This window comes from Rhodanobacter sp. Root179, assembly GCF_001428465.1.
GTDB lineage: Bacteria > Pseudomonadota > Gammaproteobacteria > Xanthomonadales > Rhodanobacteraceae > Rhodanobacter.
In genome coordinates this window covers 132238-153749 of sequence record NZ_LMHR01000087.1, presented here as the reverse complement: position 1 = coordinate 153749, position 21512 = coordinate 132238, and the positions used below count along the sequence as shown (strand labels likewise).

Here is a 21512-nt window from a genome sequence, read left to right as displayed (position 1 = left end):
CACCCGGCCACGCCTTCCACAACCGTTCAACTGGAGAACGATCATGGCAACTGAAAGCATAGCGTCAACCAAACCCTACATCGGCACCACGGGAACAATTTCGTTCCGTTCGGCAGGCCCCGACCCCGACATCTACTTGTTTGACACCATCGCCGGTGTCAGTCGTGACTTGGCCCTTTCTGAAGCCGTGAGCCTGGAATCGGCTGTGCGCCTCCTGCTGAGCAATGCTGTAGATGTGAACGGTATGGACGGCCAAATCGCCTGGCTTTGCGGATTCGCGCTCGAGGCCGCGGACGCCTTGCGGACGGCCGCTTGCCCAGCGATACGGGACGTGCGATGAAAAGCGAAAATTCTCCGATGGAGATGAATAACATGGAGCGCTATTTGCTCCACGTGTTTCAAGTAATGGATGAGTCGGGTCGCACTGAGCTTGGGCAGTTGATGCTGCGAGCTTCCAACAATGCTCAAGGAAGCAACTTCGAAGCAAGGCTAGGTGGCCTCTTCCGTATCGCCCGGAGCCGCGGAGTCAGGTACGAAGACTATCGGTCAGCGACCGATCACCGATCACCATAGGGGCGGAAACGGTGATCACCTACGGTCACCGTTTCGGCAACCACCGAACACGCCACGGCTAGGCCGGCCAGCCGAACGCGGGACACCTTCACCCGCTGCCGTGGCGTTCCCTTGAAGGGCGCAGCGAAGGTGCGCGCATGTCGCAGGAACGGAAGATCCCGCCACCTGAGGTTGTCGAGTGGTTTGCAGCTTCCGAGGAGCTGTATCACGCAACCTTGGCAGAGATCGCTGCCGGCACGTCATTGCCAGACGATGCCGAATCGGCGTCCCATATCGCCTTTTCTGTCGCGATGGAATCTTTCAAGTGGGGCGCGCCATGCCCTGACTGGGCAGCAGATTGCGTGCTGTCCGATTGGCGGCGATTCGAGGACTTCAAGTGCGCTTCTCTTGGGGAGGCGTTTGGCATTCCTGATCACAGGTATGCGAATGCAAAGCGGACGAGGCTGCGGTCTGCATTCGTGTACATGCGCGTGCGTGATTTGCAGGCGACTGGCGTGCCGTTGAAGGACAACGCGAAAGGCGGCAAGGGCGCCCTGTCGAAGGTCGGCGACGACCTTCGAATGTCCGCAAAGCAAGTGGAAAAACTGATGACGGATTGGAGGAAGCTTTGCCGTGTTACCGGGAGAAATCCCGATGAGCGCCCCAAGTACGCTGATGCGCGGCCAGCGATTTTCGACGCGATCGCTCGCGCTTTGCGGAGTGGCGAGTAATTCGCCGGAGCCATCCTAAAAGTCGGGCACAGAATTTAGGCCGACAGCCAATCTCGCACTTTGTAGCTTCCTGTACCGCAACGGATCGCGTTGCGTCCAAACAGGCAAGCCGCAATGCAACCTCTCCCCGTCCTTCCCGTTCTCCCTGAAACCGGCTACCTGCGCTTGCCGCAGGTGCTGGCCGTTTTTCCGGTCTCGCGTTCGACCTGGTGGGCCGGCGTCCGCGCCGGGCGGTATCCAAAACCCGTGCAACTGGGCGCGCGTTGCACTGCCTGGCATGTGGACGAGATTCGTGCCCTGATCGATGCCACCCGCCAAGGGGAAGCGCATGGCCGTTGAGGCGGAAACGCTATTGGCGCGGTTTCGCGCGCGCCTGATGCCAAACGGCAGGCCCGCGCAAAGTCTGTACGGCGTTATCGGCGATTCCGCCTACTACGTGCCGGCTCAATTGTTCCGCGATGCGTGCGGTGGCTTACGCCCGCGCGAGGTGGCGCGCATGCTCGCGAGTCTTGGCGTGCTGCAGAAGAATCAAACAGGCGGCTTCAAACATCGCAAGGCTTTGCCCGGCAGCCGAAAGACTGCTCGCGTCTACGTGCTGCATGCCGGGCCACTTGGGCTACCTCCGTCGCCTGCCGCTTCGGGCGACTGGCAACGATGACGCCCCCACCGCTCGAGCTATTGCTGTCCCGCTTGGAAGGCGTGCGCACGTCCAGCCACGGCTGGGTGGCGCGCTGTCCTGCCCATCAAGACCGGAGCGCCAGTCTCTCCCTGGCTGAGGGACAGGATGGCCGTGCCTTGGTGAAGTGCTTCGCGGGATGCGAGGTGCTGGCCGTCGTGCGCGCTGTCGGGTTGGAGCTGGCTGACCTGTTCCCTGAGAGAGCTACCGACAAATCGCCGATAGGGCGAGCCGAAGCGCGCGAGGCATGGCGGCAAAGCGGCTGGGCAGCGGCGCTCGGCGTGTTGGCCCGCGAGGCGTCTGTAGTGCTGATCGCCGGCCGCCAGCTGGCCGATGGTCGCCCCTTGGGTGAGGACGATCAAGCGCGGCTGCGGGTGGCCTTGGAGCGCATCGAAGGCGCTCGCGAGGTGCTTGCATGACGTCGATGGACGAACAGGCGGAACGCGATCTGGCACGCATGCAGGCGGCGCGCGACGCGAAGGGCAAGGCACGCGGCATGGGGAAGGGCGGCAAGGCTGCCGGCGGGACGGAGGTGGCGCGCGCGCGCTTCGTGAACACCGCCAGCGAGGCGCTGGGCCGGCCGGGCGTTTACTGGATCGGCACGGCGCAAGATCGCAGCACGGGCGACACCATAGAGGTCGAGCCGCAGTGGATTTGCTCGCCACTGACCGTGGCCGCACTGACCCGCGATACCGGTGGCAATGAGTGGGGCAGGCTGCTGATATTCCCCGATCGCGACGGGCAGGAACATCGATGGGCCATGCCGATGGCGATGCTGGCCGGGAGCGGCGAGGAACTGCGAGCCGAACTGCTGCGCCAGGGTCTGGAGGTAACAACCATCGCCACGCGGCGCGGCAAGCTGACGGAATACATCGGGCTGGCCCGACCGGAAGCCAAGGCACGATGCGTACTGCGCACCGGCTGGCACGATGGCGTATTCGTGCTGCCGTCGTCCACTTACGGCGAATCACCGGGAGAGCCCGTGATCTTCCAGGGTGCGACGGCCGACGGTGTCGCGCTCGCCATTGCCGGCACCATGAACGAATGGCGCGCACAGGTATCCGCTCCGTGCATTGGTAACAGCCGACTGGTGCTGGCTCTCTCTGCTGCCTTTGCCGGCCCGTGCCTGGGCTTGCTGGATACAGAGGGCGGCGGCTTCCACCTGCGCGGTTCCAGCAGCTCAGGCAAGTCCACCGCGCTGGCTGTGGCTGCGAGCGTGTTCGGGCCACCTGCCTACATGCGGACTTGGCGTGCGACTGACAACGCCTTGGAGGCCGTGGCGTCCCTTTACTCGGACTTGTTGCTTCCACTGGACGAGATCGGCCAGCTTGATCCGCGCCATGCAGGTGCGGCGGCCTACCTGCTGGCGAACGGACAAGGCAAGAGCCGCAGCCATCGCGACGGAAGCGCGCGCGCGGCTGCGCGGTTCCGGCTGTTGTTCATGAGTGCGGGCGAGGTCGGTTTGGGCGATCTGGTGACCGCATCCGGGAGCAAGTCGCGAGCCGGGCATGAGGTGCGCGTTATCGATGTGCCGGCGGATGTGGAGGGCGGCTGCGGGATCTTCGAATGCATTCCCGATGGATTCGCGCCAGGCGACTTCGCTGACCGACTGAAGCGCGCCGCGGCCGAACACCACGGTCACGCCTTGAACGAGTGGCTGGCCGCACTCACGTCAAATGCCGCGGCGGCACGCGATTATTTGCGGGCGCATTGTGACCAGATGGCTGATGCCCTGTGCGGCGAGAGCGCCGCCGGACAGGTGCGACGGGTTGCGCAGCGATTCGCACTGGCGTGTGCCGCAGGCGAGCTGGCAACAGCGAAGGGGCTGACGGGCTGGCCCGCTGGCGAGGCCGAAAGCGCGGGACGTGCATGCTTTACGGCCTGGCTCAACTCACGCGGCACCACCGGAGCCGCCGAGCCGGCCGCGATGCTTGCGCAGGTGCGATTGTTTCTGGCGCAGCATGGTGAATCGCGCTTCAGCACATGGCGCGATGCGGACGAGTCCCACAAGCCCCGCACGATCAATCGCGCTGGCTTCCGCAAAAGTCGGGACGATATCGGCGGCCTGGCGTACTACATCGAGGCAGAAGTATTCCGGGCCGAAGTGTGCAGCGGTTTCGATGCCCGACAGGTGGCACGTACACTGGCCCTTGCCGGCGCGCTGAGGATGGACAGTAACGGCGGCTTCACCCGTCGCGAGCGTCTGCCCGATGGGCGAAAGGCACGCGTTTACGTGATTCTGCCCGAGCTTTGGAGCGACGACGGGGACGAGGACGGCGAGGGCGATGCATGAGCAGCCTGGCCGCCCTGGAAGAAGCGCAACGTCTTCGCCTGATCCGTCTGGTGCAGGCCGTTGAGCTGCCGGTACGCGACGTGCTGCGGCTGGCGCGTGGTGACTGCCATCTCCTCGCCAATCTCACCGATGCCACTTGCCTCGCTTACGCACGGGCACTGCTGGACACGGCCCACCGAAAGGACGGCTACCAGCCCCACGGCTGGGGGCAGGCGTCCACCTGCCTCCGCTGTGGCCCCGTGTGGCTGTGGTGCGGCGCACCCGCCCGTGTGCTCGCCTGCCCATGGTGCTGGAACCGGACGGCTGGTTTTCCCATTCCCCGGCCACCAAGTGAGCCCTTATGCGGCGCCCGAGGCTCACAAGGAAACTTGAGCGATCCAGCAAAGCCAGCTGGAGAAATAAGCAAATGATCGCTCTCGCCAAGCCGCGACATGCAGGTTCAGCCGCCGGCCATGAATCTGCCGGTCAAGACCGGATATCGCCTGCCACGCTCATGCCCAATGGCGTCGCGGCAGAGCAGCACGGGTGCCTGAAGCAAAAGGGCCTTGCCGTTGATCGCCGTCGTGCAGGTGCGCTTGGCTCCTGGGTTGAGGCAGTTGAGGGCGGGGCATCGCCTTCGGCGGGTTGCGGTTCACAGAGTGTTGAACGCCACACGCATGGGTTCGGCCTAGCGGCTTCGCCCGTGTCATTCGGACTTGCTGCCACGCTCGAGGCGCTACGTGCATGCAGCGCCACCGGGACGCCGGTTTCTCCGGTGCTGCTGGATGCGGCCATTGAGTGCCTTGTACGAGTCGCAAGCGAAGATCTGTTGCGGAAAGAGCGTAACCGTTTGATCCGTGCTGCAGCCCAATTACTCCAGGAAGACACGGATTGGGCGCGCGCACGGAAGCTGCGCCAAGAAACAAAAGTCATGTGGCGAACGTGGAACATCCTGAAAACCCGGGTTCCACGCAGCACGGACCCGACGGCGAGAGACCTTCTGCATGCCGCCGCATTGGCATCAAACCTGCCCGATTCTGACCGGCAGTTTTATCGCGTGCTTCGAGAAGGCGCGGGCTGACATTCAACGCTTTGCAATGTCAGCGGCACCGCGTGCAAATTTTCATTGCATCAACTCAGGAGCATGGTGAGATGAATTTTGCGAGCCCCAACATTTCAAGTTCTTCCAGGCGATTCGAACAACAAATCGTATTTCTTTCCCAAGCTTCCGGCAGCGGATATGAAAGGCTCAGGGAGAGTCAGCGATCCATCAATCAAATTCGCGGCACCGCGTTTACGGGTGCGAGCGAAATCGCCAACCTGAAAGCGCAGTTCACCCAGTGGACCGGGAAACCCTACTCCCGTACGCGCACGGAAAGCGACTCGGCAGCCGTAAAGAAATTTGATCGTGAGATCCTGCCCCGCTTGGTGCAGCTTGAGCGTGATCAATCCACGAATCAGGATCGGATCGCCGCGATGGAGGCCGGCATTGAAAAGGTCCACGGTTGGCTGACTCCAACGGGCAGATTGCTCGATTCGATCTATGCTTATCTCGGCGTGCGTGGTGTGGACAGCGTGTTTCCTGAGCAAGCGCGCATCCCGGGCCTGGCTTATCCGGATGTTTCCGCAGGCGACAAGCGCCGCAAGAAACTGGATGGCATCCAAGAGCGCATCGGCTTGCTCCTTGTCGAGCAGGAGAATATGCAGAAAGCGAGCGTGACGGCGGACGAATTCAAGCGCCGGATGATCTCGGACTTTGACTCATCCTCGATGGTCCACAAACTCACGGGAGTTTATGCCCATGAGCAAAGCTGCTGGCCCGCAAACGATCCTCTGACCATGAAGGATCTCGCGTCCATTTTCGGCGCCGAAACCATCGCGGATCGTCTCTTCGAGATAAGCAAGGGGTATCAGGACGCCTATCCCTCTGTCGATCGCGAACAGCGGCGGAGGCGATTGCGCGAAGTCGACGCGGAAATTCTGTCACTCAGTCGCGAGTAAGAGCGCGAAGTACTGGCGCTATTCGATGCAGACATATACGTCACTCGACGGGAAGCGGCGAACCCCGCCGTCCTGGTCGATATCTGGAACACTGAAGGAGAATGAACATGGTCGCAACTTCGAACGGAAAGATTGTTGTATGGAATTCACACGATTTGCAGGCCGCGCTCGCCGCGGGATACGCCCCCGAGAATATCCTGCTCCCTTCGGAAGACATTGCGGGACGGGTCGACGCAGCGCGTCGCGAGGGCTATAGCGAAGGCCTTTCCGCGGGCAAGTCTGAGAATATTTCCGTCGCGGCTGGCCATATCGATCCGCGAGTCAGGGCGATGATATGCGGAGAAGAGCGCGTGCGCATTTCAGATATCCAGGCGATAACCGACGCTGGATTCCAGGAAGTTTGCCGGCGGGCGATTGCGGAAGGCTGGAGTGTTGAGAAGTTCGCTTTGGAGCAGGTTCGCGAAACAAGAGACCGCGGCATCACGCTCGACGCGATCCGCCGGGATGCGCCTCCTGCAGTTATGCACATGTCTCCGGACGAGGTCGATGGGTTTACTGCCACGAAAAAGCCGTCTGGATCGGCTGATTCAATCTTCGAACGGCGGAAGCGCGAAACAACGGTGGCAGCGGGGGCGCCGAAGTTGCCGTGATAAGCGCGTTGTGGACGCGCGCCATCCGACCAGCCGCAGGTGTCGGTGATAACAGCGGCAGTATCGGTCTCGGTTTCTTGCCCCAACAAGTGGGGATTTCTCCCGGGATGACGGTATTCCCCGCGGTAGTTCCGACTACCGCGGGGAGATTTCTATTTGCAGTGGTGCGAGTCTTTTCGCGAATTCCCGCGCAACTGCCGACCGGGCTTTCATCCTGCAGCTCCGGGCCGAGCAGGCTGTGCGACGCGGCGCCCCACCTAGTCTGCTGCTGCCGTGTCTTGGAGGCGGTACGTCCACGTCTACATGAGCAGTCGCAGTTCCGAGCTGAGGAAGCGCCCTCACTTGAGCAACGGGCGGCGGTCACTGGCCAGCGATGTTGCGTGCCTGAAGACTTCTTTGTGCCACTTCCTTATACACCGGCGCCGGTGTGCTTATGGCCGCAAGGTGCGCGGCAACCTGATCTTCCGGGAGCTATGGGGCGACGCCGATACTTGGTGCAGAGAGCGCCATGCATGATCGGCCCGGCCGCCTCGAAGGAGGGACAACACGTGCTATCGGTTCACTTGGTGTGGGGTGCCGGACTGCTAATAAGGACGTGCCGCACATGGCATGCGGTGACTGTTACTGATCGGCGGTTCATGTCGGCGCCGACTGACTGGCCTATGCATAGGCTTTGCGGGATAGGGCTGCCGCCGCGCCCGCGCGCACCAGGATGTTGGAGGTCGGCACCTACTTGTGTCTGCGGTGAGCCTGTAACGCCATGCGGGTCGGCCACCGCCGGAGGCTCGGCTGCCCGGGTGTTGATTTCGACCGGCCGCCTGCGGCGCGCGCGTGGGCAGGCGGGGCGGGAGACCGGCAGCGCGAACCTTGACCTCATGGGTCCTCCCCCTGGTCTGGCCCATGCGGGTAGCGCAGCCGCAATTCCTGTGTAGATAGTGCTTTGCGATTTGTATTGACCGACGGAGTAGCACGAATGACGAGCGCACGAGAAAACATCGGCGAAGCGGCACATGAAGTGCTGCCGTCAACTTCGGGTGACCTTGGGCTTGATCTGCTCGGCCTGCGCCTGAACGGCGCACAGTTGGGTGCGATGCTCGACGTCTCCAGGCAGGCCGTATCAGCTGCCGTGAAGCGGGGCACCATTTCGCCTCCAGGACCCGATGGCCTGTTCGACGCGAAGCGCGCCGTGCGCGAATGGATGACGAACAGTAACCCGGCGCGAGTGCGCGCCCGCGCACTGCGACCTGGTGCCGAGGCAGTGACCGATTTGCGTGAGAGATTGCAAGTCTTGGTGAACGAGGTCGCCCGGCTGCGCGCCGCCCTGGCCGACGAGCGAGCGGACAGCGAACAACGCGAGCAAGCGGCGGCGTTCCGTGCGCACGACGAAGCAGAGCAACAGTTATGCCGGTTCACGGATGCCCTGCAATCGCGCTGGGCCGAAGGATCCGTGGCACTGCATGCTGGCCACCTGGCGCGCTGGATAGAGGAGCTCGCGGCAGTGGAGTACTCCGGGCTCGACCTGGAGGAATTCCGACGCGACTTCCCGGAAGGCGCGGAAGAAACGCCGGTCGAGTCGGGTGCCTGACCGTATCGGACGATGCTGGCCGCTATTTGTCCCGGGCAGTGGCCTTGCCCGGGACAAACCCGGGACAGCGCAGGCCGCGCCCCGCTTGAATGTCCCGGGTGTCCCGGGTGTCCCGGGTGTCCCGGGTGTCCCGGGTAGATACATAAAGATTCCGAATGCGATCCCGTGTTCCCGTGCCACCTTTTCCCCGAGAATTCCTGCACCACCCTTCACCTTGCCGAAATTCGCCCGGGACACTCGGGACACTCGGGACACCGCGCCCCACTTGGGTTTCCGCGTCCCGGCCTTGTCCCGGGCAAGGCCACTGCCCGGGACAAATAGCGGCCAGCTACGTCCGATATAGGCCATGCGTCGCGCGTGTAGCTCCCCCGTCCGCAGCACCCCACTGGGCATGCGGATGCGCAGAGCTATAAGGGGACTTGGCTCGCTATGACAGGCCTAAGATGCCGCTTCCAATCGAATTCGATCATCGCGCCAACGCCTTAACAACAGCGGCAGCCAACCCTATCAAAGCGACCAGCAGTGTGAGCATTCGGTCAACCCAAGCGCCCGAGGAATGGATGGGCCGCTTCTTTCCCGCTTGTGTACGATTCTTCATGAAATTGGCTCTCGAGGTTGATTTCATTTCGGCCCCAGGGTGCGCGGCTACGGCTGTGGCCTCTTCGTTCTGATGTGTTCAGTGCCGACCGTTACCGATTTTGTTGCTACCTGGTGGAGCGTTTCCATGCGTCGATGTGCCACCTCGAAGAGCAGGATCTATCCGCGGCAGGGGCATTTGCCAATCGAGCGCGGTGTACTTACCTACGGGTACACTCGAAGCGCTTCGCCTATTGCTAGGCGCGTACATTGACGAAATCGGTGTGCCAGATTTACCGGACGGTTGGTACTCCTCTTAGGCGCCTATCCCCAGCAATCTCAGTCTCAGCGATCGCCAGAGATTCCGCCTGGCCCAGGGGTTTCAGTGACCGCGCCCCTTTCCACGGCAGCAAAAAAGAAGGCCCTGAAAAGGGCCTTTGAAAACTGGGTATCGCGATCGTTTAGATGTCGGCCTCGATCTGGGTCAGTTGCTCAGGAGTGAGCTCATCCTTGAATACGACCTGCAGGTAGCCATAGCAGTCGCGTGCGTGCCGGCAGGGCAACGCACAGAGGGCGAGCGCGGCACGCACCGTGAGCAGCTGAGGCACGTGGCGGCAGTGATCTTTCTCGCAGGCCTCGGTACGGCAAGTGCGAAAGCCAACTACCTCCGGATTGCTGGCGCAGGTCTCGATGAAATAGCGATGGCCGCCGGCATTCATTGGCGAGCGCTGATCCCGAAGCTTACGCGGAACATTGCCGGCGCACTGGGGACATGCGGCGTAGTGGCTTGGCATGTAAATGAACAAGCAGTTGGAGCACTGCCTTGTGATGATGTTGGCCATGACGCCCCTGTTGGTTTCTGCCCTGCGACGAGCCTACGGCAGGCCTGCGCGAGATGCATCCTGAGATCGGCAGCGCACCGCGGAGAATCAATGATCCTGAGTGTCGGAGTTCAGTAGGTCATTGCCTACACCTTTCCACGTCATTTACCGATGCAACACGCAAGACGGTGCATTCAAGCTGTCCGGGCCCCGTGAGTCGGCCCAGACTGCCCTCTGTCAGCGCGGACCGATGAGCGGGGCGACTTCCCTTGCAGGAGCGCCCGGCATGATCGTCTACACCGTCAAGCAAAGCGAGAACGGGTTATGGAGCGTTTCCTACATGGGCATCGTGCTCGAGGATGGCCTTCACCTCGGCCCGGCCATCAAGCGGGCGAGGGACGCGGCTCGCGCAGAACACCTGGATTCGGGCCTCACCACGCGAGTGGAAATGCACGGCGCCGGTGCGACCGTGCCCCTGGCCAACTACCAGAAGATGCAGAGCAACTGGACGGGCGCCACAGCGTGAGGGCGATCGTGAGCGAGCGGATAAATCTTCGTGATCGACTGAGTCGTGCCCACTGGTGCGGGTGCTTCAGCTGTAGTGACAGGGAGCTGGTCGATGCGGTACGAGCTACCGGCAGCGTGGAGGTCGGCGTGGTCGGGCTGTATCTGGCGACCAGGTATGCGCTGGAATCGTTCGATGCCCACGCCGCGGCATGAGGAAAGGACCGTCAGCTTTGGCCACGCGTGAGTAACTTTGCGAGTAACTTTCCAGACGGACGTCCGAAAAGCTTGGTATTGCTGGCTTTGTGTTGCCCTCTTGGCACCAATTGAATGGTTTCGACAAACCTGTCGAAACGACAAACGGAAGAGCCGCCCTTTGGGCGGCTTTTCCGTTTGCGTGCGGACTTCACCAGTCGATGGTGCAATTCGAAGAAGCTGCTGCGGCGTTTTGCGCACACTCATCGTGGGCGTCGGCTGACATCATCTGGCGCGTCGCCATGTCACATTCCTTTCCAGTCGGGCACGGCATTCGCTGGCCGGTCAGCAGCACGTTTTCGGGCCTCACTGGAAGGGGAGTGATTGTGATGGTGACGATCCTGCTGAAGCCATTGGCAAACGGGGGCTGGAGCATCTGCCGCCATCACATCACCTTGTTCAGCGATCTGCAGCTGGGCGCTGCGATCAAGCTTGCACGCGAAATGGCACGGGACGAGTTTCAGCGCCTTGGCAGGGAAATTCGCGTAGAGATGCCCGGACCGAGCTCCACCCTCGTCCTGGCGAGTTACACCCATGGCGCGGCTACGCTCGCGCAGGGGACCACCGGTCAGGGCCGGGGCGTGCTGGCCGCCTGAGCCTGTTGACGGATACCGGACACGCCGACTGCAACGCGCGGAGGGGGGGCGCGCGGCTGGACTGGCCGGGCGCAAGGATCGCGCCGGCGGTTCATGGGCCATGAGGCCACTTGCATTGGCGTACCATGCAGCCTAATTTCAAGCAGCCCTACCAAGGAGGGAGTCAAGTGATCAATGTGGTCCTGGTGGACGATCACGAGCTGGTGCGCACCGGCTTTCGAATGATCCTGCAACAGCAGTCGGACATTCACGTTGCGGGCGAGGCGGGCACCGCCGAGGAAGGGCTGCGGCTGATCCGCACCCTGAGTCCGGACATCGCCCTGGTCGACGTGCACATGCCGGGCATGAGCGGGATCGAGCTCACCGAGCGCGTGTGCCGGTCAAAACTGTCCACGCATATCGTGATCGTGACCGTCGTCGACGATGCGCGTTTTCCCAAGCGCCTGCTTGACGCGGGGGCACTGGGCTACCTGACCAAGGGGTGCAGTGCGGACGAACTGGTTTCGGCGGTACGCCAGGTTGCCGGCGGCAGGCGCTATCTCGCCCCGGCCGTTGCCCAGCAACTGGCCCTGGCCACCCTCGATGGCAGCGCTTCGCCCTTCGATACGCTGTCCAGCCGCGAGCTGGAGGTGGCGATGATGCTGGTTCGGGGCAAGCCGCTGACGATGATCGGCGAGCAGCTCAATTTGAGTCCCAAGACCGTTTCCACCTACAAGCAGCGACTGATGGAAAAGCTCCACGTGGACCACGTGCTGAGCCTCGCCCATCTGATGACGGTGCATGGCTTGATCGATACGCCGAATCATCACGTAGGCAACTGAAGCTCCCGGCAACGGAAGCCTGATGCGAGGACAAAAAAAACCGGACTTTCGTCCGGTTTTTCTATTGCCGCAATCAGCCTTGCGCGTCGCTTTTGTCGTGCGGGACCGGTGCAGGTTCTTCCGTGTCTTCGATGGCCTTGTCCGTCACCGTGACGTGACGGGGAGGCATGCCCAGCAGGTCACCTTGCTTGGGCATCGGAAGGGGAGCGGACACCGCCTCGGTGGCGGTCGCCGGCCCGGTCTGCTCCGCCGCCACCGGTGATGCGGGCGTGCTGGATGCCGCCGCCGGCTTGGGGCTGGTCGAATCAGTGTTCGGGAAACCGGAGGCCACTGGCGCAGCCGACGTGGGCTTCTCGACCGGAGTCGCCGTCATCGTGGAGGCAGGAGCTGTCACCGCCGCAACCGCAACCTCGGCGGTGGTTTCCTCGGCAGGCTGTGCCGCCGGTGCGACGATGGCGTCACTTGAAGCACCCGCGTGCGTGGACGGCCGGCTGACGGCTGGCGTCACCGCTGGTGCTTCAACAGCCACGAACCTCGCTTCGGGCGAAGCTTCTACGTCAACGGTTCCCGCCAACGTCTTTTCCTGGTCAAGCCTGGCTGCCAGCGTGCTGGATGGGGTCGTTGCGGGCCTGGTTTCGGCCACTTCAACCTTGACGGCATGCTGATCGGTGCTGCTGTTTGCCGGAGCCGGTTCGTCCTGGAGCGGAATCGGCGGCAGCGCAGGCAGGTTGAAGGCAGTTACTGCGCTGATCACAGCCGCAGGTGTCTCCAGCGTCGACTGGCCTTCTGTCACACCAGACACAGGGCTTTCATGGGTCGGGCGAGCCGGTGCCTTGGCCTGACCCGCGGCGCCAGTCCCGACGTTGGCGGCATCCGTGGACACGCGTTCGGCAACGCCTGCCTGAGTCGCGACGGGCGTGGGCGCCAGGGCGCTTTCTTCGCGGTCCTCGTCGTCCAGCGCCTCGGCCTGCTCGCTGCTGATATCGGTTCCATTGGCACCGGCTTCATCATGACGACGGCGACGACGGCCACCGCGCCGACCGCGCCGACGCCGCGACTGGGCACCTTCGGTATCCGCCGCGCCTTCTTCGGACGAGGGCACCGCTGCCTCGGCAACGGGCGTCACCAGCAACTCGGCTTCCTTGGCCACCTCGTCCATCGGGGCGGCAGCAGGACGCTGGTTTTCCACGACGCGCGGCTGGCGCTCACCCTTCGGCTGCTGTTGCGGATTGGGCTTGCGCTCGGCACGGGGCGGGGCGTTCTCGGCTGGCGCCTTGGGCTGGCGTTCCGCCCTGGCAGACTGGGTTTGCGCCTGCGGTGCCGGTCGTGACTGGGATTCGTTATTGCGCTGACGATTGCTGCGCGCCTGCTGCTGAGCTGCCGACTTCGGCGAGCCTTGCGGCGGTGTCGTTTCGCGTCGTGGCTGGCGGGCCGGCGTGGCATTGGCGCCGTTGCCGTTGCGGTTGCCGCGTTCGTCGCGACGACTGCGGTTGCCGCTCTCGTTGCCGCTGTCGCTGCGCGCCGGAGCAGGGGAGGTCGCCGCCGGCGCCTCCGGACCGCGGAACCAGCCCAGCAAACGGGCAATGACGCCGCCGGCGGGCGCACTGCGCGTTGCCGTGGGTTCTGCCGGGCTGCGACGGGGCGCGGTCGGCCGGCTGGGCGCCGGGGCGGCCGCGACTTCCTCGCGCACCGGGGCAGGGCTTGCCGGAAGCACGCCGCTGACTGCCGGCTGCTCACCGCTGCCAAGAGCCTGGCCCATCTTCGGCAATTCGGCGGTTTCCACCGCGGTCAGCATTTCGTAGCTGGGCTTGCTGTGCTCGCCCATGTCCGCTTCGCGGATGCGCTGGATCTCGATGTGCGGGGTCTGCAGCTTTTCGTCGGCGATGATCATCACGTGCACCTTGTGGCGCAGTTCGATCTCCACCACGCTGGCACGCTTCTCGTTGAGCAGGAAGTTGACCACGCTGGAAGGCGCCTGCACCAGCACCTGGCCGGTGTTGTCCTTCATCGCGTGTTCTTCGATCAGGCGCAGGGTCGACAGCGACAGCGATTCCACGCCGCGGATATGGCCGTGGCCTTCGCAACGCGGGCACGTGATCTGGGTCGCTTCGCCGAGGCTGGGGCGCAGGCGCTGGCGTGACATCTCGAGCAGGCCGAAGCGGGAGATGCGGCCGATCTGCACGCGGGCGCGGTCAAGCTTCAGCGCTTCCTTCAGGCGGTCTTCCACCTCGCGCTGGTGGCGCGGGCTGTCCATGTCGATGAAGTCGATCACGATCAGGCCGCCGGCGTCGCGGATGCGCGCCTGGCGGGCGATTTCCACCGCGGCCTCGCAGTTCGTGTTGAACGCGGTTTCCTCGATGTCGCTGCCCTTGGTCGCCTTCGACGAATTCACGTCGATCGCGGTCAGCGCCTCGGTCTGGTCGATCACGATCGAGCCGCCCGACGGCAGGCGTACCTGGCGGTCGAACGCGCTCTCGATCTGGGTTTCGATCTGGTAACGGGTGAACAGCGGGGTGTCGTCGCGGTAGAGCTTGAGCTTGCGCAGGGCGTTCGGCATCACCTGCTGCATGAAGTCGCGAGCGTCGTTGTAGAGCGACTCGTCGTCGATCAGGATCTCGCCGATGTCGCTGCGCAGGTAGTCGCGCAGGGCACGGATGAACAGCTTCGATTCCTGATAGATCAGGAACGGCGCCTTCTGCTTGCCGGCCGCCTCGGAGATCGATTTCCACAGCTGCAACAGGTAATCGAGATCCCACTGCAGCTCTTCGGCATCGCGACCCAAGCCGGCGGTACGCACGATCAGGCCGACATCGTCCGGCACGGTGACGTGGTCCAGCGCTTCCTTCAGGGCCTGCCGGTCTTCACCCTCGATCCGGCGGGACACGCCGCCGGCCTTCGGGTTGTTCGGCATCAGCACCATGTAGCGGCCGGCCAGGCTGATGAAGGTGGTCAGGGCGGCGCCCTTGTTGCCACGCTCTTCCTTTTCCACCTGCACGACGACTTCCTGACCTTCCTTGATCAGTTCGCGGATGTTCGCCTTGTGCGGGTCCAGGCCGTTGGTGAAGTATTCGCGGGAGATTTCCTTGAGCGGCAGGAAACCGTGGCGTTCGGCGCCATATTCAACGAAGCAGGCTTCCAGCGAAGCCTCGACACGGGTGATTCGACCCTTGTAAATATTGGACTTTTTCTGTTCCCGCGAAGGGATTTCGATGTCCAGGTCGTACAGGTTCTGGCCATCGACAATGGCCACGCGCAACTCTTCACGCTGAGTCGCGTTGATCAACATACGTTTCATGGTGGTAATCCTCGGCTTGGCCGCGCGTCGCGTGCCGCGGTGGCGCCACAGTGGCGGCCTGCCGGGGATCGCGCCGCTGCAGTTAAGCGGCAAAAAAAACGGCACCGTTTCCGGCGTCGGGATGATTCGGTCAGCTGCGCCTGCCGTCCCGATGCCGCAATGGCATCGGACAAACGACGGCCCAACCGTTACGATGAAAGGGAGTCGCGACCGGCCGCCAGAAGGCAACCGGGGCAATCCTCGCCGACGTTACGGGCGGGCACTCGACCCGATCCAGACTTCGATGGGCAGAATGTAGCGCCCGCCGAGTATCCTATTTCAGCAGGTTTTTTTCAATGCAGACGGCAACTTCCCATGACGCACCTCACGGTGTACGTCAAGTCGAGATCGGTCCCGAACGGGACGGTCAACGCATCGACAACGCGCTGGTGACCCTGCTCAAGGGCGTCCCCAAGAGCATGATCTATCGGCTTTTGCGTACGGGTCAGGTGCGCGTCAACGGCAAGCGGGCCAAGCCCGATACCCGTCTCGCAGAGGGTGATACGCTGCGCATCCCGCCGGTTCGAGTGGCCGAGAGGCCGGAAGGACATGCCCCCGCCGGAGGGCTGGTTGCCGCGGTCGCCGATGCGGTGATCTTCGAGGACAAGCATTTCCTGGTGATCGACAAGCCCTCGGGCGTGGCCAGTCACGGTGGCAGCGGGGTCAGCCACGGCGCCATCGAACTGCTTCGCGCGGCCAGGCCGCAGGAGCATCTGGAACTGGTTCATCGGCTGGATCGCGATACCAGCGGTGTGCTGGTCTTCGCTCGGACTCGCGCCGGGCTGACCGGTCTGCAGGCGGCGATCCGCGCCGGCGAAGTCACCAAGCAGTACCTGTGCCTGATGCTCGGCCACCCGTCCAAGGCAAAGTTCGACGTGAACGCGCCGCTGTTGAAGTCGGTGCTGCAGGGTGGTGAACGCATGGTGCGGGTGGCCGACAGCGGCAAGCCGTCGCTGACGTTCTTCCGCGAGATGGAGCAGTACCCCAGCGCGCGCCTGATGCAGGCCACCCTGGGCACCGGCCGCACGCACCAGATCCGGGTGCATGCGGCACATGTCGGCCACCCGCTGGCCGGTGATCCGAAGTACGGCGACCGCGAAATGAACAAGCGCTACCGCGAGATGGGACTGGAACGGCTGTTCCTGCACGCCTCGCACATGAGTTTCGACCTGGATGGACGGGCCTACAGCTTTTCCGCGCCGCTGCCCGATGACCTGAAAAACTTCCTCGACGTCCTTGCCGTCAAGGGCAAGCGGCTGGTCTATACCCGCGACAAGTCGCGCACCGACTACTGATCAGCGCGCCAGCAGCGCCTCGACCCGCGCGGCGCAGATGAAATCGTTGAGGGACAGCCCGCCCACGTCATGGGTCGACCACAGGACCCGGCAATGGCCGTAGCCAGCCTCCAGATCCGGGTGATGGTCTTCATGGTTGGCCATGTAGCCGACCGCGTTGATGAAACCCAGGGTGTGGTGAAAATCCTTGAACGTGAAGTCCTTCACGATGGCCCGGCCGTCGTCGACCAGGCTCCAGCCTGGCAGTTGTTGCAGCAGGTCGGCGATCTGGGGCGCCTGCAGTGCGTGTTCCTTGCCCTTGCAGGGCTGGCAATGTCTGGTCGAGAGCTCGTTGGCGTTCATGCAGTCTCCATCGGTGTTCGGAATAGCGGAGGCGAAGCGTCGAAGTTGTGCGCGCAAAAGTCAAAGCGCGCATGAAACCTGAAACAGGACTAAAATGGTGCTGTTTCGTCGGCACCGGTTGGCCGGCATCGACATGGGCGGTTCTGGAGCAGGCATGATTGATATTTCCGAGCGTGCGCAGCAGCACTTTCTGCGCCTTCTCTCACAACAGGGCATCGAAGGGCTGGGCATCCGCCTGCGGGTGACTTCGCCGGGTACGCCCGCGGCAAACTGCGAGCTGGAGTTCTGCGAGCCCATCGACCTGGCCGGCGGGGAATGGACGATCGAGTGCGCCGGTTTCGATTTTCATGTGGATGGCGAAAGCGCCAGCTGGCTTGATGGCGCCAGCATCGACTTCGAGCCGAATGCGACTGGTGGCCAGCTCAATATCCGGGCACCGAAGATCAAGGGTGACATCCCAGGCGCGGAGGCGGGACTGATCGAGCGTGTGCGCTACGTGCTGGAGGCCGAGATCAATCCCAAGCTCGCGTCGCACGGTGGCCGGGTCAGCCTGCTGGAGATCGACGCCAATGGCGTGGTGCTGCTCCAGTTCGGTGGTGGCTGCCATGGTTGCGGGATGGTCGACGTGACCCTAAAGCAGGGGGTCGAAAAGACCCTGCGCGAGCGGGTGCCGGAAATCACCGCGGTACGTGACGCTACCGATCACGCCGGCGGCGAGAAGCCCTATTACAGCAAGGCCGAGGGCAAATCCGCGGTTGCCTGAACCGGTCGGTGTGTCATGACGGAAAAGGCCCGCTTGCGCGGGCCTTTTCGGACTGAAGAGGGAATCGACTTACTTGTCGCCGCCGATGTGGCCCTGCAGGGTGTCGAGCTTGCTCGGCAGTCCCGAAAAATACGCGGACACGTCTTCGATGTCCTGGTCGGAAAGCGTGGCAACCATGCCCTTCATGATCGGGTTGTCGCGATCGCCGTTCTTGTATTCGTGTAGCACGCGCTGGAGATACAGGTTGTACTGTCCTGCCAGGCGCGGGTACTGGGGGTCAATCGAGTTGCCATCGGTACCGTGGCAGGCGAAGCAGGTTGCAGCCTTCTGCTTTCCGTTCTCGGCATTGCCATTGGCCAGCAACTGGGTGGACGCGAACGCCAGCACGGCGCCGACGGAAAGCAGGGTAAGCACACGGTTCATGCGTGAAATCCTTGGCGACTACTTGGCGAGACTGGAAAGATAGGCGGCGATGTTCCGGATGTCCGCATCGGACAGGCTCTGGGCCTGCGCATCCATGGTGGGATGCTTGCGGTCGCCAGCCTTGTAACCATTCAGCGCGTTGACGATGTACTGCTCGTTCTGGCCGGCGATCTTCGGCACCGGATACTGCGGATAGGCATTGGTGTAACCGGGCACGCCATGGCAGCCGGCGCAGGTATAAACCAGCTTGCGGCCGGCGGCCTTGTCGCCTTCGGCGTGGGCGCTCGCGGTGGCGAACAGGGCAGAGGCCACAACCAGGCCCAGCAAATGCAATCGAGTCATCGAGGTCTTTCCCACGAGTGCGACGGATACGGGATCTTGCAAGCCACCAAGTATAGACGTTGCGTTAACGACCTAACAACACTCAGCTTGACGATGGTCAAGGATTGCACGGCTCGCATGCGGTACATCGGCCGGGCATTGGTGTTGCGTGCCGCGTCCCCATATACTTGGGGTGTCAGATCGTTTTCCCCGGGGGTGTCCTGGCTTCGACGGGGGTAGTGAGATGACTTGGTGCATGCCGAGGGGGCAGCTTTCCTCGTTAATCCAGCAGCAAACTCATAGTTGCCAACGACGACAACTACGCTCTCGCCGCTTAAGGCGTAAGCCCCGAACCCACTTGTGCTCATGCTCGTCGGTGTAGGGTCATTATCATGAGATCGCCGAACGCTGCCGCCTGGCGGTTCTAGGCTAAATCAATCAGGCTGGTTCCGCGGTGCGTTTTGCCCACCGTACTTGTCGCGGAACGAGATCGAACGGCGAGCTAAGCATGTAGATCCGGGCATTTAACGCCTTCGGACGCGGGTTCGACTCCCGCCACCTCCACCAATAAAAAACCCCCGAGCGATCGGGGGTTTTTCTTTGGTGCCTTGCCGCCGTTTTCAGGCTGCGCGATTGTGCGACCGCATGGTGCGCTGCTTTTCGATCTGCCAGTCGCGCTGCTTCTCGGTATCGCGCTTGTCGTGTTCCTGCTTGCCGCGGGCCAGGCCGATCTCGACCTTCACCTTGTTGCCTTTCCAGTACATCGCGGTCGGCACCAGGGTGTAGCCCTTGCGTTCGACGGCGCCGACCAGTTGGTCGATCTCCTTGCGATGAAGGAGCAATTTGCGCGTGCGCCGGTCCTCGGCGATGACATGGGTGGAGGCACTGATCAGCGGGGGGATCGAGGTGCCAACCAGGAATATCTCGTTCTTCAGCACCACCGCATAGCTGTCGCCGAAATTGATGCGGCCCGCACGCAGTGCCTTCAGTTCCCAACCCTGCAATGCGACGCCGGCTTCGAAGCGCTGATCGATGTGGTACTCGAAGCGGGCGCGCTTGTTCAGCGCGATGGTCCCGCCACCCTTGTTGTCCTTGTCCTTGCTCTTGGCCATGTCCGCTAAACTTCGGGCCTCTGGGCGGCCGCATTGCCCGTCGTTCCCATCGGAGCGACGCTTTGTTGAGATTGCGTCCAGGCAGGACGCTCACTTGATCTTTCGCATTCACGGATGAATGCACAAGCCGAAGAGGTTGTCGTGATCGAAATCCGCCGCAGCGCGCTGGTGAAATATTCGCCAGCGCAGATGTTCGACCTGGTCAATGAAGTTGAAGCATACCCAAAGCGCTTCTCCTGGTGTGCCGGTGCGGAAATTCTGGAGCGCTCGGAACATGTGCTGGTGGCGCGACTCGATCTCAAGTTCGCGGGCTTCCAGCAGAGCTTCACCACGCGAAACACGATCGACCCGCCACGGCGTCTGCAGATGGATCTGGTAAATGGGCCGTTCCGCAGCCTCGAAGGCGTATGGGATTTCATCGCGCTGGGAGAGGCGGGATGCAAGGTCGCATTTGCGCTGGATTTCGATTACGCCGGTCGGCTCGGCGGCAGTGCCCTGAAGCTCGGTTTCCAGGGGCTGGCCGGGCGCATGGTGGATGACTTTTGCCGGGAGGCGGGGCGCGTTTATGGGTGAGGCCACGATCCGGGTCGAAGTCATTTGCGCGGGGCCGGAGCGTGCCCTGCGGCGCCGGATCGATCTTGCCCAAGGTGCCACGGTGGCCCAGGCCATTGCCGCTTCGGGGATGGCCGAGGCACTCCCCGAGGGCACGATCAGTTCCGAACGCCTCGGCCTGTTTTCCCGCAAGGTGGCGCCAGGTCACGTACTGCGTGACGGCGACAGGGTCGAAATATATCGCCCCTTGCTGCTCGATCCGATGGAGGCACGTCGGCGACGCGCCCGTTGAGCCATGTGCAGCCAGGCCGTCGATTGATCAGTGGCCGTCGTTGCTGCCCTGTCCGAAACCGCCGTTGTCCTTCTTGTCATCCGGCGAGGTGTTCTTGTCACCTTCGGTTTCGTTGGCCGGATAGCCGGCGTTGTATTTCTTGCTGTCCTTGACCAGCTGCTGGGCGTCTTGCGCAAAGAAGTCGCCTTCGGTACGCACCAGGGTGTCGTTGTTGAAGGTCAGAGTGAACGTGCGCACCTTCATCGGGGAACCACGATGCGAAAACGTCGAAACGTAGTCCCAGCGGCTCTGGTCGAACGGACTGTTCACCGACGGTGTTCCCATCAGCACCAGCACCTGATGCTTGGTCATTCCGGGCTTGAGCTGCTCCACTGTTTTCTTGTCCAGCAGATTGCCTTGCTGCACGTCGGGCTTGTAGACGATGTGGCAGCCGGCGACAGAGAGCGCCAGCATGGTGAAAACCAGCAGGGTAATCAGCTTTTGCATGCGTGTTGCGTCCGGATCGTGAAGGTGTCGGATGATACACTACCGGCTCGAAAAGGCCGTGTGCGAGGGTGGGGCATGGAACAGGAAACCAGAGAGCTGCGCAGGGTGGGCCTCAAGGTCACGCATCCGCGCATGCGCATCCTGCAGATTTTCGACGAAGAAGGCGTGCAGCATCTCAGTGCCGAGGACGTCTACAAGAAACTGCTTGCCCACCAGGAAGACATCGGACTGGCCACCGTTTACCGGGTGCTGACCCAGTTCGAGGCGGCCGGCATCATCGTCAAGCACAATTTTGAAGGTGGCCAGGCGGTCTACGAACTTGACCGCGGAAAGCACCACGATCACATGATTGATGTGGACAGCGGAAAGGTCATCGAGTTCGTCAGCGAGGAGATCGAACGTCTCCAGCATGAAATTGCGGCCAAGCACGGCTACGTGATCGAGGATCACAACCTGGTCCTCTATGTAAGGCCCAAGCATCGTCCCCGCAAAGGCTGAGCAGTTGCACGGTGCCCACCGCCGGCGCCATTCCCCCGAAAGGGCAAACGGCAG

At 62.7% G+C, this 21512-nt stretch carries 26 protein-coding genes and 1 other RNA gene; 20 read left to right on the top strand and 7 right to left on the bottom strand.

All coding sequences use genetic code 11. From position 1 onward, the window contains the following. From ASD82_RS15135 to ASD82_RS15105, 10 genes are all read left to right on the top strand, one after another. The coding region (locus tag ASD82_RS15135) for a hypothetical protein (protein WP_235580735.1) at nt 1-340 on the top strand (340 nt) is incomplete at its 5' end. Between the two features lie 370 nt (nt 341-710). Beyond that, entirely contained in the window at nt 711-1283 is a 573-nt protein-coding gene (locus ASD82_RS15130) for a hypothetical protein (RefSeq protein ID WP_056718630.1), read from the top strand. A 114-nt stretch (nt 1284-1397) separates the two neighbouring features. After that, the gene (locus ASD82_RS17475; RefSeq protein WP_082585379.1) at nt 1398-1622 is read left to right on the top strand and encodes an AlpA family phage regulatory protein; all 225 of its coding nucleotides are present in this window, start codon (nt 1398-1400) and stop codon (nt 1620-1622) included. Then, a complete protein-coding gene (locus ASD82_RS17845; RefSeq protein ID WP_157599293.1) occupies nt 1612-1941 on the top strand; it encodes a hypothetical protein in 330 nt (109 codons plus the stop codon). Before ASD82_RS17475 ends, ASD82_RS17845 begins: the two co-directional genes overlap by 11 nt. After that, nucleotides 1938-2378, top strand: a complete 441-nt coding sequence (locus ASD82_RS17910; protein ID WP_056718629.1) for a hypothetical protein — start codon at nt 1938-1940, stop codon at nt 2376-2378. Before ASD82_RS17845 ends, ASD82_RS17910 begins: the two co-directional genes overlap by 4 nt. Continuing rightward, entirely contained in the window at nt 2375-4252 is a 1878-nt protein-coding gene (locus ASD82_RS15120; RefSeq protein WP_056718628.1) for a DUF927 domain-containing protein, read from the top strand. The genes ASD82_RS17910 and ASD82_RS15120 overlap by 4 nt, the downstream gene beginning before the upstream one ends. Before the next feature lie 406 nt (nt 4253-4658). Continuing rightward, nucleotides 4659-5312 (top strand): hypothetical protein, encoded by a 654-nt coding sequence (locus ASD82_RS17835; protein WP_157599291.1) that lies wholly within the window; start codon nt 4659-4661, stop codon nt 5310-5312. Nucleotides 5313-5383: 71 nt separating this feature from the next. Continuing rightward, nucleotides 5384-6232 carry a hypothetical protein gene (locus ASD82_RS15115; protein WP_056718627.1) on the top strand — a complete coding sequence of 283 codons (849 nt, stop codon included), beginning with the start codon at nt 5384-5386 and terminating at the stop codon, nt 6230-6232. A 107-nt stretch (nt 6233-6339) separates the two neighbouring features. Continuing rightward, the gene (locus ASD82_RS15110) at nt 6340-6882 is read left to right on the top strand and encodes a hypothetical protein (protein ID WP_157599290.1); all 543 of its coding nucleotides are present in this window, start codon (nt 6340-6342) and stop codon (nt 6880-6882) included. Nucleotides 6883-7855: 973 nt separating this feature from the next. Beyond that, nucleotides 7856-8467 (top strand): hypothetical protein, encoded by a 612-nt coding sequence (locus ASD82_RS15105; protein WP_056718625.1) that lies wholly within the window; start codon nt 7856-7858, stop codon nt 8465-8467. Nucleotides 8468-9504: 1037 nt separating this feature from the next. Here ASD82_RS15105 and ASD82_RS15100 read toward each other — a convergent pair. Then, nucleotides 9505-9885, bottom strand: coding sequence for a hypothetical protein (locus tag ASD82_RS15100; protein ID WP_157599289.1), 381 nt, complete (start codon nt 9883-9885; stop codon nt 9505-9507). Between the two features lie 265 nt (nt 9886-10150). Between ASD82_RS15100 and ASD82_RS17905 the strand changes: the two genes are divergently transcribed. The 4 genes from ASD82_RS17905 to ASD82_RS15085 all read left to right on the top strand — a co-directional run bounded on the left by ASD82_RS17905 (nt 10151) and on the right by ASD82_RS15085 (nt 12040). Then, nucleotides 10151-10390: a hypothetical protein gene (locus ASD82_RS17905; protein ID WP_056718623.1), complete on the top strand. Its 240-nt coding sequence runs from the start codon at nt 10151-10153 to the stop codon at nt 10388-10390. Nucleotides 10391-10398: 8 nt separating this feature from the next. Then, nucleotides 10399-10584 carry a DUF3606 domain-containing protein gene (locus tag ASD82_RS17900; protein WP_162253833.1) on the top strand — a complete coding sequence of 62 codons (186 nt, stop codon included), beginning with the start codon at nt 10399-10401 and terminating at the stop codon, nt 10582-10584. A gap of 200 nt (nt 10585-10784) precedes the next feature. Beyond that, entirely contained in the window at nt 10785-11219 is a 435-nt protein-coding gene (locus ASD82_RS18135) for a hypothetical protein (protein WP_235580734.1), read from the top strand. 167 nt (nt 11220-11386) lie between these two features. Further along, nucleotides 11387-12040: a response regulator gene (locus ASD82_RS15085; protein WP_056718622.1), complete on the top strand. Its 654-nt coding sequence runs from the start codon at nt 11387-11389 to the stop codon at nt 12038-12040. Nucleotides 12041-12113: 73 nt separating this feature from the next. Here ASD82_RS15085 and ASD82_RS15080 read toward each other — a convergent pair whose 3' ends face one another. Beyond that, on the bottom strand, nt 12114-15335 hold the full coding sequence (locus ASD82_RS15080) for an Rne/Rng family ribonuclease (RefSeq protein WP_056718621.1): 3222 nt from the start codon (nt 15333-15335) through the stop codon (nt 12114-12116). Between the two features lie 335 nt (nt 15336-15670). Here ASD82_RS15080 and ASD82_RS15075 point away from each other — a divergent pair, with 335 nt between their 5' ends. Continuing rightward, entirely contained in the window at nt 15671-16669 is a 999-nt protein-coding gene (locus tag ASD82_RS15075) for an RluA family pseudouridine synthase (RefSeq protein WP_255358015.1), read from the top strand. Here ASD82_RS15075 and ASD82_RS15070 read toward each other — a convergent pair whose 3' ends face one another. After that, nucleotides 16670-17011, bottom strand: a complete 342-nt coding sequence (locus ASD82_RS15070; RefSeq protein ID WP_056718619.1) for a 4a-hydroxytetrahydrobiopterin dehydratase — start codon at nt 17009-17011, stop codon at nt 16670-16672. 154 nt (nt 17012-17165) lie between these two features. Between ASD82_RS15070 and ASD82_RS15065 the strand changes: the two genes are divergently transcribed. Beyond that, nucleotides 17166-17774 (top strand): NfuA family Fe-S biogenesis protein, encoded by a 609-nt coding sequence (locus ASD82_RS15065; RefSeq protein ID WP_056718642.1) that lies wholly within the window; start codon nt 17166-17168, stop codon nt 17772-17774. Between the two features lie 69 nt (nt 17775-17843). Here the strand turns inward: ASD82_RS15065 and ASD82_RS15060 are convergent, their stop codons facing one another. Together ASD82_RS15060 and ASD82_RS15055 are read right to left on the bottom strand one after the other, a co-directional pair. Further along, entirely contained in the window at nt 17844-18197 is a 354-nt protein-coding gene (locus tag ASD82_RS15060; RefSeq protein ID WP_056718618.1) for a cytochrome c, read from the bottom strand. A gap of 18 nt (nt 18198-18215) precedes the next feature. Further along, nucleotides 18216-18539, bottom strand: coding sequence for a cytochrome c (locus tag ASD82_RS15055; RefSeq protein WP_056718617.1), 324 nt, complete (start codon nt 18537-18539; stop codon nt 18216-18218). 191 nt (nt 18540-18730) lie between these two features. Here ASD82_RS15055 and ssrA point away from each other — a divergent pair. Then, nucleotides 18731-19085: a transfer-messenger RNA gene (ssrA, locus tag ASD82_RS17465) on the top strand. Between the two features lie 53 nt (nt 19086-19138). On the opposite strand, the gene smpB is transcribed toward ssrA, so the two are convergent. Next, nucleotides 19139-19630 carry an SsrA-binding protein SmpB gene (gene smpB / locus ASD82_RS15050; RefSeq protein WP_056718616.1) on the bottom strand — a complete coding sequence of 164 codons (492 nt, stop codon included), beginning with the start codon at nt 19628-19630 and terminating at the stop codon, nt 19139-19141. Nucleotides 19631-19771: 141 nt separating this feature from the next. Between smpB and ASD82_RS15045 the strand changes: the two genes are divergently transcribed. Continuing rightward, on the top strand, nt 19772-20203 hold the full coding sequence (locus ASD82_RS15045) for a type II toxin-antitoxin system RatA family toxin (RefSeq protein WP_056718641.1): 432 nt from the start codon (nt 19772-19774) through the stop codon (nt 20201-20203). Continuing rightward, nucleotides 20196-20474, top strand: a complete 279-nt coding sequence (locus ASD82_RS15040) for an RnfH family protein (RefSeq protein WP_056718615.1) — start codon at nt 20196-20198, stop codon at nt 20472-20474. The genes ASD82_RS15045 and ASD82_RS15040 overlap by 8 nt, the downstream gene beginning before the upstream one ends. Before the next feature lie 27 nt (nt 20475-20501). On the opposite strand, the gene bamE is transcribed toward ASD82_RS15040, so the two are convergent. Further along, the gene (bamE, locus tag ASD82_RS15035; protein ID WP_056718614.1) at nt 20502-20960 is read right to left on the bottom strand and encodes an outer membrane protein assembly factor BamE; all 459 of its coding nucleotides are present in this window, start codon (nt 20958-20960) and stop codon (nt 20502-20504) included. 75 nt (nt 20961-21035) lie between these two features. On the opposite strand from bamE, the gene fur reads away from it, so the two are divergent. Then, nucleotides 21036-21458, top strand: a complete 423-nt coding sequence (gene fur / locus ASD82_RS15030; RefSeq protein ID WP_056718613.1) for a ferric iron uptake transcriptional regulator — start codon at nt 21036-21038, stop codon at nt 21456-21458. Nucleotides 21459-21512 lie beyond the last annotated feature (54 nt).